General features: G+C 42.9%; 14 protein-coding genes. 1 reads left to right on the forward strand and 13 read right to left on the reverse strand.

The window, feature by feature from the left end:
- Positions 1–10: 10 nt before the first annotated feature.
- The 13 genes from BA70_RS11625 to ggt all read right to left on the reverse strand — a co-directional run bounded on the left by BA70_RS11625 (position 11) and on the right by ggt (position 13,040).
- A complete protein-coding gene (locus BA70_RS11625) occupies positions 11–1,345 on the reverse strand; it encodes a dihydrolipoamide acetyltransferase family protein (protein WP_034322290.1) in 1,335 nt (444 codons plus the stop codon).
- A gap of 17 nt (positions 1,346–1,362) precedes the next feature.
- Entirely contained in the window at positions 1,363–2,343 is a 981-nt protein-coding gene (locus tag BA70_RS11630) for an alpha-ketoacid dehydrogenase subunit beta (protein ID WP_034322381.1), read from the reverse strand.
- A 31-nt stretch (positions 2,344–2,374) separates the two neighbouring features.
- On the reverse strand, positions 2,375–3,358 hold the full coding sequence (gene pdhA / locus BA70_RS11635; RefSeq protein ID WP_034322292.1) for a pyruvate dehydrogenase (acetyl-transferring) E1 component subunit alpha: 984 nt from the start codon (positions 3,356–3,358) through the stop codon (positions 2,375–2,377).
- Positions 3,359–3,540: 182 nt separating this feature from the next.
- Positions 3,541–4,572 (reverse strand): alcohol dehydrogenase catalytic domain-containing protein, encoded by a 1,032-nt coding sequence (locus BA70_RS11640; RefSeq protein WP_034322295.1) that lies wholly within the window; start codon positions 4,570–4,572, stop codon positions 3,541–3,543.
- Positions 4,569–5,015, reverse strand: coding sequence for a hypothetical protein (locus BA70_RS11645; RefSeq protein WP_034322298.1), 447 nt, complete (start codon positions 5,013–5,015; stop codon positions 4,569–4,571). The genes BA70_RS11640 and BA70_RS11645 overlap by 4 nt, the downstream gene beginning before the upstream one ends.
- Positions 5,016–5,077: 62 nt before the next feature.
- Positions 5,078–5,356, reverse strand: coding sequence for a PTS sugar transporter subunit IIB (locus BA70_RS11650; protein ID WP_003212259.1), 279 nt, complete (start codon positions 5,354–5,356; stop codon positions 5,078–5,080).
- Between the two features lie 19 nt (positions 5,357–5,375).
- Positions 5,376–6,749 carry a PTS galactitol transporter subunit IIC gene (locus tag BA70_RS11655; RefSeq protein ID WP_034322301.1) on the reverse strand — a complete coding sequence of 458 codons (1,374 nt, stop codon included), beginning with the start codon at positions 6,747–6,749 and terminating at the stop codon, positions 5,376–5,378.
- A gap of 53 nt (positions 6,750–6,802) precedes the next feature.
- Positions 6,803–7,270, reverse strand: a complete 468-nt coding sequence (locus BA70_RS11660; RefSeq protein ID WP_034322304.1) for a PTS sugar transporter subunit IIA — start codon at positions 7,268–7,270, stop codon at positions 6,803–6,805.
- A gap of 239 nt (positions 7,271–7,509) precedes the next feature.
- Positions 7,510–8,241 carry a sulfate/molybdate ABC transporter ATP-binding protein gene (locus tag BA70_RS11665; RefSeq protein WP_051691142.1) on the reverse strand — a complete coding sequence of 244 codons (732 nt, stop codon included), beginning with the start codon at positions 8,239–8,241 and terminating at the stop codon, positions 7,510–7,512.
- 15 nt (positions 8,242–8,256) lie between these two features.
- Positions 8,257–9,126 carry a sulfate ABC transporter permease subunit CysW gene (gene cysW, locus BA70_RS11670; protein WP_034322387.1) on the reverse strand — a complete coding sequence of 290 codons (870 nt, stop codon included), beginning with the start codon at positions 9,124–9,126 and terminating at the stop codon, positions 8,257–8,259.
- A gap of 5 nt (positions 9,127–9,131) precedes the next feature.
- Positions 9,132–9,977 carry a sulfate ABC transporter permease subunit CysT gene (cysT, locus tag BA70_RS11675; RefSeq protein WP_034322306.1) on the reverse strand — a complete coding sequence of 282 codons (846 nt, stop codon included), beginning with the start codon at positions 9,975–9,977 and terminating at the stop codon, positions 9,132–9,134.
- Positions 9,978–9,988: 11 nt separating this feature from the next.
- Entirely contained in the window at positions 9,989–11,026 is a 1,038-nt protein-coding gene (locus tag BA70_RS11680; RefSeq protein ID WP_034322308.1) for a sulfate ABC transporter substrate-binding protein, read from the reverse strand.
- Between the two features lie 259 nt (positions 11,027–11,285).
- Positions 11,286–13,040, reverse strand: coding sequence for a gamma-glutamyltransferase (gene ggt / locus BA70_RS11685; protein WP_034322310.1), 1,755 nt, complete (start codon positions 13,038–13,040; stop codon positions 11,286–11,288).
- A 222-nt stretch (positions 13,041–13,262) separates the two neighbouring features.
- Between ggt and BA70_RS11690 the strand changes: the two genes are divergently transcribed.
- On the forward strand, positions 13,263–13,721 hold the full coding sequence (locus BA70_RS11690; protein ID WP_034322390.1) for an ASCH domain-containing protein: 459 nt from the start codon (positions 13,263–13,265) through the stop codon (positions 13,719–13,721).
- Positions 13,722–13,814: the final 93 nt, after the last annotated feature.

Genomic DNA, 13,814 nt, shown 5'->3' on the forward strand with positions numbered 1-13,814 from the left:
GATTCATCTCCTACATTAGCAATTCAAATGGTTGTTCAAGCACTTTTTTAAGGTCTGTTAAAAAGGCAGCCGCTGGTGCGCCATCTACGACTCGGTGATCAAACGATAAACTGACTCCCATCGTTGGCCGCACCTGAATTTCTCCATCTATCACAACAGGTTTTTCTTGAATGCGCCCAACACCTAAGATCGCCACTTCTGGCTGATTAATAATTGGGGTAAAGGTATCAATGGCATACATACCTAAGTTACTAATGGTAAATGTCGACCCTTTCAGCTGGTCTGGGAGCAGTTTTTGGTCACGTGCGTTTCGGCCAATTTCTTTTGCCTCTTTTGTCAGCTGTTTTAATCCTTTTTCGTTCGCATGAGAAATGACTGGAACCATTAAGCCGTCTTTCACAGCAACAGCGAGACCAATGTGCACATTGTCATGGAAATGGAGCTCATTTTGTTCAAACGTCATATTGATTTGCGGGTGGCGCGTAAGGACATTGCTGACTGCATGAATGATGATTTCTGTAAACGATAATCTGTAGCCTGTCTCTTTTTCGATCGCCGGTAACAGCTGCTTACGCACTTCTTTCGCTTTTGTCATATCGATTTCACTTGTTAATGTCACGTGCGGTGCTGTAAAGGCACTTTGTGACATGCGATCAGCGATCACTTTTCTCATGCCAGCTAGTTTTTGTGTTTTCACTGGAGCAGAGTCTGCCTTTTGTACAGCTGCTGCTTTCACATCACTCTTCATGATTTTTCCGTGAGCGCCAGATCCAGCAACTGCCGCTAAATCGATTCCTTCACGCGCAGCGACTTTTTCTGCAAGCGGTGACACGCGCTGATCTTGCTCATCAGTATTGATGACTGCTTCGACATCCCGCTTTTGAATTCTACCTTTTGGTCCTGTGCCAGATACCTCGTGAATCGGCACATGGTGATCCTTTGCCGTTTTTCTCGCCGCAGGCGTGGCACGTACTTTTTCATCAGAGTTTGTTTCGGCTTCGGCTTCGGCTTCAGTAGAACCAGATGAAGCAGATTCTACTGATGATTCACCGCTGCCCGAAGAATCTTCATCTGCTTGTGCAGGCGGCTCGCTTGGCACCTGTTCATTTGCCTCTCCGATATACCCAATGACAGCATTGACAGGAATTTGATCATCGGCTTCATAGTATTTCTTCAGAAAAATGCCATCATCATAGGCTTCCACCTCGATATTGATCTTGTCTGTCATAATTTCAAAAAGAGGCTCACCGATTTCAACCGAATCTCCTTCTTCTTTCAACCATTGAAGCAAGGTACCGATCTCCATCGTACTGCTTAGCTTTGGCATAAATATCTCTTTTGGCATGATCTTCTCCCCTTTATTTAAGAGCGCACAAGCTCTTTTGCTGCTTCAATAATATCTGGCACTTGTGGAATGACTGCTTTTTCGAGCGTTGGGTTATAAGGTATTGGTACCGCAAGTCCGCCAAGACGTTTAATAGGAGCATCTAAGTAGTCGAAGGCTTCACTTTCCGCTATCATACTCGCAATCTCTCCACCGTAGCCGCCTCGTTTCACTGCTTCATGAACGACGATACATTTACCCGTTTTCTTCACAGATTCGATAATGGTTTCTTCATCTAAAGGTACGAGTGTTCTTGGATCAATAATTTCGACATCGATTCCTTCTGCTTCTAATTCCTTCGCCGCTTCTAATGCTTTATGCACCATAATAGCTGTTGCTACAATCGTGACGTCCTTCCCGCTTCTTTTCACATCCGCTTTCCCTAGAGGAATCGAATACTGCTCTTCTGGCACTTCACCGATTGTTTTATATAAAAGCTTATGCTCGTAGAAAATAACAGGGTTGTCATCATTCATTGCTGCCTTTAAAAGTCCTTTTGCATCATAAGCTGTTGAAGGCTGAACTACCTTTAGTCCCGGGATATGAGCCATCCACGCTTCTAGGCTTTGTGAGTGCTGCGCTGCGGCACCCGTTCCAGAGCCTGCTGGTGTTCTCACAACAAGCGGCACCTTTCCTTTTCCGCCAAACATGTAACGTGTTTTGGCCGCTTGGTTGACAAGCTGATCCATAGCGATGGTAATAAAGTCAGAGAATTGAAGTTCTAAAATTGGACGCATGCCTGTCAAAGCCGCTCCGACTGCGCCTCCTGCGATGGCAGCCTCTGAGATCGGTGTATTGCGTACGCGCTCTGGACCGAATTCTTCAATCATGCCGCGCGTAACCCCAAAAGCGCCTCCATATACGCCGATATCTTCACCTAAAATGAAGACATCTTGGTTTTCTCTCATTTCCTGACTCATAGCCTCTCGAACGGCTTCTAAATATGAAATCTCTCTCACTGTTGTTTTTGTCACGTGATTCCCCTCCTAATTAGGCGTATACATCCTCTAATAATGTGTCAATTGACGGTTCTTTACTGTTTTTAGCAAATTCGACAGATGCTTCGATCTCCTGTTTCGCTTCTTCCTGCAAGCTTGCTGCCTGCTCCTCTGTCAAAACATTTAGATCAATTAAGAGTGACTTAAAGCGTTTGATTCCGTCTTTTTGTCTCCATTCCGTTTCTTCTTCACGTGTACGGTATTTTTTCGCATCACTCTTTGAGTGGCCCTTCCAGCGATACGTTTTCATTTCAATGAGTGACGGACCTTCGCCAGCTCTTGCTCGGCTGACCGCTTCATCTACTGTGTTCATGATCTCGACCATGTCATTTCCATCAACAGTTTTTCCTGGCATCCCGTAGCTCTTTGCTCTTGTTGAAATGTCTTCAATGTTGATCATTTCTTTCACAGGACCAGACATGCCGTATTGGTTGTTTTCACAAATAAACACAACAGGTAAATCCCAAATGGATGCAAGGTTTAACGCTTCATGGAAGCTGCCTTCATTTGTTGCACCATCTCCGAAGAAACAAAGGACAACATAGCCTTCCTGCTTCATTTTAGATGTCAGCGCTGCGCCTGTTGCAAGCGGGATACCGCCGCCAACGATTCCATTTGCTCCAAGATTCCCTTTTTCTAAGTCGGCAATATGCATCGAGCCGCCTTTTCCTTTGCAATAGCCGGTTTCACGTCCAAACAGTTCAGCCATCATTTTATTGACCTCTGCACCTTTTGCAATACAATGTCCATGTCCACGGTGTGTGCTGATGATCTTATCTTCATCCTTTAACACGGCAATAGAGCCAACAGCTGACGCTTCCTGTCCAACACATAAATGAGTCGTTCCATGAATGAGTCCTTTTGCAAAGAATTGATCGACCTTTTCATCAAAATATCGCACTAACCACATTTGTTTATATAAATCTGCTAATTTCTCATGACTAATTTGTTCAGGCAAAGTGATTTGTTTTTGCATTTCTTCTCTCCCCTTTACATTTGTTCTTATGTGTTACATTTGTAATTATCATACGTTTAAGTCTCATTGAAGTCAAGCATTTCTGTTTCATTTTTAAGCGTTTTCATCTTTTATCAGAAAAAAAGAGAAAGGCAAAGCCCTTTTCCAAAGAACTTCTCTTTCTCTTTCAATCTCATACGTTCTCATTCATCTGGATACATCATGATTTTGACGCTCTCACCTTCAGGATGCCTCGCGCATTCTATCGCCTGAAGCAGCTGACTTAAAGGATAACGATGCGTCACCATCTTTTCTGTGTGAACCACCTTCGCCTTCAGAAGATGAAGCGCTTCATCATAATGATACGGATGCGAAGAATAGGCCCCCACTACTTTCACTTCGTCATGGAAAAATCGCTCAGCCGGAATGGCGACATCTCCTTTAGGAAAGTGCGCAAATACCAAAATCGTCCCGCCTCTAGCTACTGCTTGAAACGCCTCTTTTAAAAGTGCACTGCTCCCAACAGAAATAATGACGAGATCTGCCCCTTTTCCATCTGTTTCTTTCATGACCCGTTTTTCCACTGGCTCAGTTGCTGGATGGAAAGCGACATCTGCACCTAAATTTCTCGCTTGAAGCAGCCGGTTCTGATTCACATCCGTTATCATCACTTTTCCAGCTAAATAATATTTGGCGAGCTGTAATTGAATACAGCCAATTTGTCCCGCCCCAAGGATCAGTACAGAATCTCCAGGATGAACAGGCGCTCGTTCAAACCCATGCAGGCAGCAGGCAACTGGTTCGACCATGGCCCCTTGCTCATATGAGACGCCATGCGGGAGCTTACCCATAGTGTGCTTTACGTGTAAAGCAGGAACACGGATATATTCTGAAAAACCGCCTGGATCTACATTTGTGGCTGAAAACTGCGGACACATTGTATAAAAACCTCTTTGACAAAAGTCACAGGTGAAACAAGGAACATGATGTGCTACACATACCCTGTCTCCCGTTTGGACATGTGTCACTTGACTGCCGGTCTCGACAATATCACCGGCAATTTCATGTCCGAGCACCGTCCCAGGAGGTACCGTCTCATGTGTTGCTTTGTAAATATCCGTCCCGCATAAGCCGCAGGCACGCATCCTTAAAAGAACTTCATCATCACCAATCGCAGGCCGCTCCCTCTCCTCATAACGAATGTCCTCTGAAGAATAAAAGACAGCTGATTTCATGTAGCTGCATCCTCCTTTTCATCACTTTTCGCAAGACCCTGTAAAGTTTGAACAAGCTGTTTGTATTCACTCATCTCACTTGATATCCAGTAACGTCCCCCGAATATTCGCGCCTGTCCCACTCTGACATATACTTTTCCGATATGGGGATATGGCTTTAAAAACAGTTTTCCTTTGATATCGGATACAGCATATGTGTGCCATCTGCCAAAAGCACCTATCTTCAGCTCATCTCGACTAATGATGACGTTCGTCGGCTGATTCAGCCCCGTGAAGCTAGAAAGCATCAGAATAGGCAGCGTATAAACACCTAACACAGCTAACGGTTCAGGTCCTGCCGACATTAAGGTATAAAGAGACCAGAGAAAAAACAGACAGATGAGCAGGGCCGGAAGAAAAATAGAAAACATCGCAGACGTTCGGCTATAAGTATGCTGCTGCATGAGACTCCCTCCTTTCAGGTGACATGGAAGGAGCTACAAAAGCTCCTCCATGCAAACATCGTTTACTTAATATGATCAATGATTTTCTCAATATCATCTTCAATGCCAAATCCAGTTAAAAAGGATAATGTTTGAATCACAGGAGTCCCTTTTGTATCACTTACAGGCGTTGTCGTTACAATTAAATCGGCGCCCTCCGCCTTTTGCGGTACCTCAGAAGCCTTACATTGTTCAACCACGACATCGTATCCTTTTTCCTTTAATGTCTCTTCTACTTTTTTTGCGACAACCGTTGATGTTGCAACTGCTGTTCCGCACGATACCAATATTTTCTTTGCCATAAGAATCCCTCCAGCTTGTTTATTGGTCTTTCTGATCTAAGCCCATTTCTTTTGCATACTGCTTTTTAATATCATTTCGCACCCAGTACCATAGAAGCGCATAAGCCAGGGCACACACAATCGCTGCAATAAAGTACGGGTTGCTCGGATCAAGAAGTCTCACCATGATCCAAGGAATGACGTGAGAACCTAGATCAATACCAGAAATCATGTTTGCCCCTTCTGGGAAATCAAAGCCTACTGCTTTCCCCATTGTTGTCGCAAGTGGTGCGAGGTTCGTTGCGATGAAGAAGACAATCATTAATGTAAAAATACTGTTAATGAGGCCGCGAATAATATTCCCACGAGCGGCTGCAACTGCCCATACAACCGTAAATGGCAGAACCGACAAATCCGCAAATGGCAGCATGCCATTGTAAGGAAGAACAACAGCGAGCAAAATCGTAATCGGCACCATCAAAAGGGCTACGGCCATATTCGCCGGATGACCGATTACAATCGCTGTATCTAAGCCAATATAGACGTTTTTTCCAGGGAAACGCTTTTGAATATAGGATCGAGCGCCCTCAGAGATTGGAATAAGTCCTTCCATTAACAAGGCAACCATTCTTGGCATTAACACAAGAACTGCTGCCATTTGAATGCCAAGAGTCATGACGCCTTTCGCATCATAGCCGCCAAGAAGACCAATAATGATACCAAGTATGAGACCCATCACGAGCGGTTCGCCAAAAATCCCAAAACGTTTCTTCAATGTTTCTGGATCAGCATGAATTTTGTTTAAACCAGGGATTTTATCAATGATACGGTTTGACGCATACATGAGCGGCGCGAAGTTGACCGTTTCAGCATGAGCCATCGATACGCCTTTTAATCCGAAATGGTGTTCAATTGTTGGTGCCGTCCAATCGGCTAATTTAAGCGTAATTGCAGAGACGATCAAGCCAACTGCAAGGGCCAAGAACATATTATGATAAGCGTAGTAAGTAACAGAGGCCGCAAAAATCAAATGCCAGAAATTCCAAATATCCACATTCAGTGTTTTCGTAAAGTTAACGGACAACAAGATGACATTTAACAAAAGCACAAGAGGAATCATCAAAGGGGCAACAGGTGTACCAAACGAAATTGCGGCTCCAATCGGCCAGCCGACATCCAAAATATCGAGCTTTAACCCAAGGGAATTGACCATGGCTTTTGCTGCTGGTCCAAGACCGCTCACAAGCAAATTAATGACAAGGTTGACACCGACAAAGCCAATTCCGATTGTGATACCGGCCCGGAAGGATTTCTTAAAGCCTTGCCTTAAAACCATACCGAAAATCGTCATAATAATCGGGAGCATAATAGTTGGTCCAAGGTCTAATATAAAATCGACGGCTTGCTTGATCATACATCCACCTCCTGATTTTTTCAGATAAAGCGCTTACATTATTTCACGAAAGACTATTGGTTTAATTCTTGTTGAAGGACATCCACAGCTTCTTCATACGATGTCATGTGAGATAACTTATTCATCACGTCTTCTTTTCTAAAAAGCGTCATGAGCTTTTCTAACATCACAAGCTGCTTACTAGGTTCAGAGATTGCAAGGACGAACACAATTTTGGCTTGCACTGTTTCATCAGGGCTTCCCATCTTATGAAAAATGACAGGTTCCTTTAAAGTCGCTACACTGATCGCCGGTTTGTTCACATGTTCAGGATCTGTATGCGGAATTGCCACTCCAAAGGTCGCCAGAGGCAGGCCTGTGGGATATGTTTTTTCTCTTTCAAGCACTGCTGGTAGAAAGCTCGATTTAATATATCCTCCAGCTTCTAACCGTTCTGCTAAATATGCCGTCACCTCCTCTCTCGAAGATGCTTCGTACTGCAGCTCAATTAGCTCCTTATCTAATTCAAACAAGTTGTTCAAACAACCACCTCTTTCATTTGGTATAAACATGAACACATGTAATAAAAAGAAAGAACATTTTAGAGTAGAACCTTTTATAAAGCGCTCACAAATACTCATCCTTAAAAATGTTCAATGTTGTTACCTTTGTAAAGATATTATAATATTCGAAATTATAAGTCAATGTTCCTAGGAAAATTTTTATAAAAAAAGATGCAGCGAATGCTGCACCCTTCCCTTTGAACCTCCTACACCTCTTATTAAATATAGCTTCCTATATCTAAAAATTCGGATACAAATAGATTGTCTGTTTGCTCCGCCATTTCTTGCTTTGTCCCGATCTTTTCGATTCTGCCTTCATTCATGACCACGACACGATCAGCAATATCGAACGCCTCTTCTTGATCATGTGTCACAAAGATGGTTGTCATCTGAAATTCTCGATGGACTTTTTTGAGCCAATGTCTTAATTCTTTCCTCACCTTCGTATCTAGAGCGCCAAAAGGTTCATCTAATAGGAGCGCCTTCGGTTTGACCGCAAGTGCGCGTGCTAGCGCTACACGCTGCTTTTGTCCACCTGATAGATGCTCTGGATAACGCTGCTCATACTGCGTTAACTGAACGACTTCTAACAGCTCATGCACACGTTCTTTGATAGCCTCTTTTGACAGTCGTTCCCGCTTTGGTTTTACCCTCAGGCCATACGCAACGTTATCAAATACTGTCATATTTTGAAAAAGAGCATATTGCTGGAACACAAAACCGATCTGCCGCTTTCGCACAGGAATATGAGTATAATCCTGATCTGCAAATAAAATCTGCCCGTTATTTGCATAGTCAAGTCCTGCAATAATTCTTAATAAAGTCGTCTTTCCAGAGCCAGATGGTCCTAGTAAAGATATCAATTCACCATTTCCAATAGACAAATCCACGTTTTGCAACACCTTTGTCTGCCCAAATTGTTTTGATATTTGTTTCGCTGTAATGCCCAAGGCTGATCCCTCCATTTATTTTGAACGCTTGCCAAGCCGATGATCCAACTGTTGAATGATTTGCTTGATCATTAATGTAATGACCGCAACAAACGCCATGAGAGAAGCCACGGCAAAAGCAGCTTGGAATTGGTACTCATTGTATAAGATTTCAATATGAAGCGGCATCGTATTGGTCATACCGCGAATATGACCTGATACAACCGACACTGCACCAAATTCACCAATCGCCCTTGCCCCTGCTAAAATGACGCCGTAAAAAAGTGCCCATTTGATATTTGGCAGTGTCACGAGAAAAAAAGTCTTCCACCCATTTGCACCAAGCGTGAGCGATGCTTCCTCCTCATGAATGCCTTCATTTTGCATAAACGGGATTAACTCTCTTGCAATAAACGGAAATGTGACAAATATGGTCGCGAGGATCATGCCTGGTACAGAATAAATGACTTTCCATCCATTTGCTAAAAGCCATGGACCTAAAAGTCCGTTTGAGCCAAATAAAAGAACAAATACAAGTCCAGCTATCACAGGTGAAACTGCAAACGGGAGGTCAATCACAGTCGTTAACAAACGTTTTCCGCGGAAATTAAATTTTGTGAACAGCCATGCAGCGCTGACTCCAAAGATGATTTGAAGCGGCAGTGTGATGATCACAATGAAGACGGTCAATTTGATTGCCGCAAGTGTATCTGGATGTGAAACAGCCAGAAGATAAGAACTCCACCCTTTCTCAAATGCCTTTGAAAACACGGCAATCAGCGGCATGAGTAAAAACAAAATCAAAAAGGTATACACAATGGTAATAAAAATGATCTTTACCGTCTTTGATTCCGTCACAGGACTTTTAAATTTGGTGTGATGCTGATGACTAAGCTCTCTCTCCAATTGTTTCACCTCACGTCCACTTGTTTTTTCCGCTCAACATACCACTGAATCCCGTGAATCAATATCAGGATGAAAAACGAAAGGAGCAGCATCAAGCACGCAATTGCTGCTGCACCATGATAATCATACTGTTCAAGCTTTGACATGATCATCAGCGGTGTAATTTCTGTTTTAAACGGAATATTTCCAGCAATAAACACAACGGAGCCATATTCACCCAGTGCTCTTGCAAACGCAAGAGAAAAGCCTGTTATAATCGCTGGAAACATGGCGGGTAGCAGCACATGAAAAAAGGTCTGGCTTCTTGTTGCACCAAGGATCGCCGCAGCCTCTTCCACTTCATGCTGCAGTCCTTCTATCACCGGCTGAACCGTTCTAATGACAAATGGAATGCCGATAAAAATAAGTGCCAAAATAATCCCTAACGGTGTGTAAGCCACCTTTACATGCAAAAATTGACCAATCCAACCATTCGGAGAATAAAGGGTTGTGAGAGCAATACCTGCAACAGCCGTTGGGAGAGCAAATGGCAAGTCTATGAGAGCATCCAAGATTTTCTTTCCAGGAAAAGAGTACCTGGTGAGAACCCAGGCGATCAATACACCAAATCCCGCATTGATGAGTGCGGCTGCAAAGGAAGTCGTCACAGTTAGCTGCAACGACTTCAATACTCTTGCATCGCTAAAGACCTTCCAAATGCCTTCTACTCCTAATGAAGCCGTCCAGATCAATACCATAGATAAAGGAATCACCACAATCGCACTCACATAAACGAGCGTCACCCCAAGGCTCAGCCCGAATCCAGGCAATACATTTTTTCTTTTATTGGTGGCAGCATGTGCTTTCCTCATCACGTCGCCCCCTATTTTTGTCCGCTATAAATTTGATCAAATAATCCGCCATCATCAAAAAATCTTTTTTGTGCCTGTCGCCATCCGCCAAATGCCTGATCAATTGTCACCATATCAATTTTTTTAAACTGGTCTTTATATTTGTTTAACACTTCTTGATTTCTAGGCCGATAATAGTTTTTCGCCGCAATTTCCTGCCCTTTTTTAGAATACAAATAATCTAGATAAGCCTTTGCCACTTTCTCCGTTCCTTTACGCTTCACATTTTGATCGACAACGGCAACGGGTGGCTCTGCTAGAATACTTATGGATGGGCTGACAATTTCAAATTTGTCTTTGCCTAATTCATGCAGTGTCAAATAGGCTTCATTTTCCCATGCAATTAACACATCACCAAGACCGCGTTCGACAAAGGTAGTTGTGGCTCCACGGGCGCCTGAATCAAGGACCTCGACATGTTCATATAGCTTTTTGACAAAATCCTTTGTTTTTTCTTCATCGCCATGAAATGTTTTATCGGCATATGCCCATGCGGCTAAGTAATTCCACCTTGCACCGCCGGACGTCTTTGGATTCGGCGTAATGATAGACACGCCTGGTTGAATCAAGTCATCCCAGTCTTTAATATTTTTTGGATTTCCTTTCTTCACAAGAAACACAATAGTAGACGTATAGGGAGTTGACTCGTTGGGAAATTCCTTTTGCCAATCCTTTGAAAGAAGTCCACGATCTGCAATCGCATCAATGTCATATCCAAGCGCAAGTGTTGCCACATCTGCCTCGAGTCCATCAATAATCGATCTCCCCTGTTTTCCCGATCCTCCGTGAGACTGCTGAATGGTCACATCGTCACCGGTTTTGTCTTTCCAGTAAGTCTGAAAGGCTTGATTGTAATCCTGATACAATTCACGTGTAGGATCATACGAAACATTTAACAGCTCAACCTTACCTTTTTGATTTGAGGCTTCGTTTGCGTTTGAGCATGCAACACTCGTCACAGTCAAGATCAATATGGTGGTCACGATCGAGACCCATTTCCACTTTTTCACGTTATCCCGCTCCCCTGTTCTCAAATAATAGTGACACCAACCTTGCCGTTTCATACGCAAAAAAGGCCCTTAGCCATTGAAATACATACAGTCCTGTACTTCAAATGCCAAGAGCCTTCGGTTGTCCGATCAGCTATATATGATTGATGTTAGTCTATATATTATTCAAACTATTCACAGGTGTCAACTATGTTTTTCTTTTTGTTTAGACAAAAAAAGAAACGTCATCTTCAAGAGACGCTTCTTTTCCCGGGAAATGTTATTGATTTGCAGATAGCTTTAAATTGACACCAACAGCGGTTCCATTTCTAGTTGAATCAGCTACTCCAGTAAATGTCCCTGCTTTTCGATCAATTAGAAGAGCTTGCACGTTTCCTATATCAATAGGCGAACTGCCAAAACGGTGCCCCATATCATTTAACTTTGTCCTCACATCGAGGGGGACACCTACTTCATAGCGGTAAGAAGTTAAACTGTTTGTATAAATCCTTGGTTCTTCGACCGCATCCTGAAGCTCCATGTCATATTCAAGCAAATTCAGGATCGTCTGTGAAACAGAAGCAATAATCGTGGTTCCTCCAGGTGACCCAACGGTCATGACAGGCTCTCCATCTTTAAAAATAATCGTTGGCGTCATACTTGATAATGGACGTTTATTTGGCTGCACTTCATTTGCGCCGCCAGGCCTTGCATCAAAATCCGTGAGTTCATTATTTAAGAAAAAACCATACTCGGGGACAAGAATCCCTGTACCAAATAACTGTTCAATGGTTGTTGTAAATGACACAACATTTCCCCACTGATCTGCAACAGTAAAATGGGTGGTCTCACCAATGGTTTTATCTTCTGGCTGAGGAACAATTGGGGATGGATTTTTTTCATCCTCATATGCCCATGGATCTCCTTCTTTCGGGTTTTGAATCATTTGATCTAATTGAATGAGAGAGGCTCTTTCTGAAATGTAATCATCGTCTAATAGTCCTTTTAGTGGAACATCTACGAATTCGGGGTCGCCGGCATATGCGGCTCGGTCAGCATAGGAGAGATGCATTGTTTCAGCAAGTAGCTGATATTTTTCGAACGATTTGGGGTCATATTGAGATAGGTTAAAGTGGTCAAGTATTTTAAGGATTTGTAGCATAAACACCCCACCCGAGCTTGGTGGAGGCATACTTGCAAGCTGGTACCCTTTATAGTCTCCCCAGATTGGCTTGTCAGTCTTGACTTCATAATGACTAATGTCATCTGTTGTCATCGTACCACCAAAATCTTGGACCGTATTTGCGAGTGCCTTCGCTACTTTTCCTTCATAAAACGCCTTACTTCCTTTTTTTGCAATCAGTTTAAATGTTTTTGCAAGACCTGGCTGAACAAGCAGATCTCCTTCTTTGAGCGGTTGATCATCTGGAAGAAAGATTGGTGCTGCAGCCGTTTTTTTCAATTTTTCTTGATGATCTTCAATGGCTTTTGCAAGGACCGAATCAATTTGAAATCCATCCTCTGCCAGTTGAATAGAAGGTTTAATCAATTCCTTCATAGAACGAGTCCCCCACTTATCTAATGCTGCCTCAAGACCTTTTACTGTCCCGGGAACACCAACTGCATTACCATGTGTGGATCTCTCAGCGAATGGGATGACTTTACCCTCATCAGTTAAAAACATGTCAGGTGTTGCGCCCTGAGGTGCCCGCTCTCTACTATTGATGATGGATGTTTCTTTTGTCTTCCCATCATAAACCATCATAAATCCTCCGCCGCCGATTCCAGACATCATTGGCTCTGTCACATTCAGTGCGTAATGGATGGCAACAGCAGCATCAACTGCGTTTCCACCTTTTTTCAATACATCAGCACCAACTTCTGATGCAAGTGGATGAGCTGTGGCCACCATGCCATCTTTGCCAACAGCTACTTTATTCCCATGTGTTTCATTTGCAGTGACTTGGCTGACAGGTAGGAAAAACGAGAAAACAAACAGACATATGGACAAAACAGTTAGAGAAATGCGTTTCATAAACAACACCCCTTCCATATTCTTACTTTGACATTACCTACTTCTTGACCAGAATACAATAGATTATTCTAAAATTTCTAAAATTTTCATTCTATCATCCTACATAAATCAAATGAAACACGTTTTTTCAAAACATATGACACACAATAAAAGTAGGGATAAAGACATAATGTTTTCACGTATTTGTCTTAACGGTATAATAAACACAAAGGGGGAAAAATGGTGAACCACAAAAGCAAAATGTTTTGGGAAACGTATTGGAAAGAGAAATCAGAAAAAGCACCTGCTGACGCGTTTGTTTCGGCGTGGGCATTCGGATCAGATCCAGATCATTTGCTTAATCTTGTAAAGCAAGGGAAAAAAACAGCCACTTGTTCTGGACACCTGTTTTATGAAAAAGAACAGGAGCCACTTCCAAAAGCCGGACAATATGCAGTCATTTTGGACAGCCAGGAAGAACCTAAAGCCATCATTGAGATTACGCATGTAGATGTGATGCCAATGAATGAAGTCCCTGAATCCTTTGCACAAGCAGAAGGTGAAGGCGATCTATCATATGACTATTGGTATAGAGTTCATAAAGAATTCTTCACAGAAGCACTCAAGCCATACGGATTAGACTTCAAAGAAGACATGCTTCTTGTTTGTGAACGTTTTAAACTGATTCATTCAGCTTCTTAACCTTTAAGCGGCGCCAAAAACGGCCCGCTTTTTCCGTTTCCTTTTCCCTTTCTGAAAAAGGTGTGTTGAGATCACATCTTTAGGTCAGAATAA

The sequence above is a fragment of the Bacillus zhangzhouensis genome (assembly GCF_000715205.1).
Lineage (GTDB): Bacteria > Bacillota > Bacilli > Bacillales > Bacillaceae > Bacillus > Bacillus zhangzhouensis.

What these genes read in the sequence shown, in the direction of transcription:
- BA70_RS11625 (WP_034322290.1), bottom strand. Translation starts at nt 1,345, where the DNA reads ATGCCAAAAGAGATATTTATGCCAAAGCTAAGCAGTACGATGGAGATC.
- pdhA (WP_034322292.1), bottom strand. Translation starts at nt 3,358, where the DNA reads ATGCAAAAACAAATCACTTTGCCTGAACAAATTAGTCATGAGAAATTA.
- BA70_RS11640 (WP_034322295.1), bottom strand. Translation starts at nt 4,572, where the DNA reads ATGAAATCAGCTGTCTTTTATTCTTCAGAGGACATTCGTTATGAGGAG.
- BA70_RS11645 (WP_034322298.1), bottom strand. Translation starts at nt 5,015, where the DNA reads ATGCAGCAGCATACTTATAGCCGAACGTCTGCGATGTTTTCTATTTTT.
- BA70_RS11650 (WP_003212259.1), bottom strand. Translation starts at nt 5,356, where the DNA reads ATGGCAAAGAAAATATTGGTATCGTGCGGAACAGCAGTTGCAACATCA.
- BA70_RS11655 (WP_034322301.1), bottom strand. Translation starts at nt 6,749, where the DNA reads ATGATCAAGCAAGCCGTCGATTTTATATTAGACCTTGGACCAACTATT.
- cysT (WP_034322306.1), bottom strand. Translation starts at nt 9,977, where the DNA reads ATGAGGAAAGCACATGCTGCCACCAATAAAAGAAAAAATGTATTGCCT.
- ggt (WP_034322310.1), bottom strand. Translation starts at nt 13,040, where the DNA reads ATGAAACGCATTTCTCTAACTGTTTTGTCCATATGTCTGTTTGTTTTC.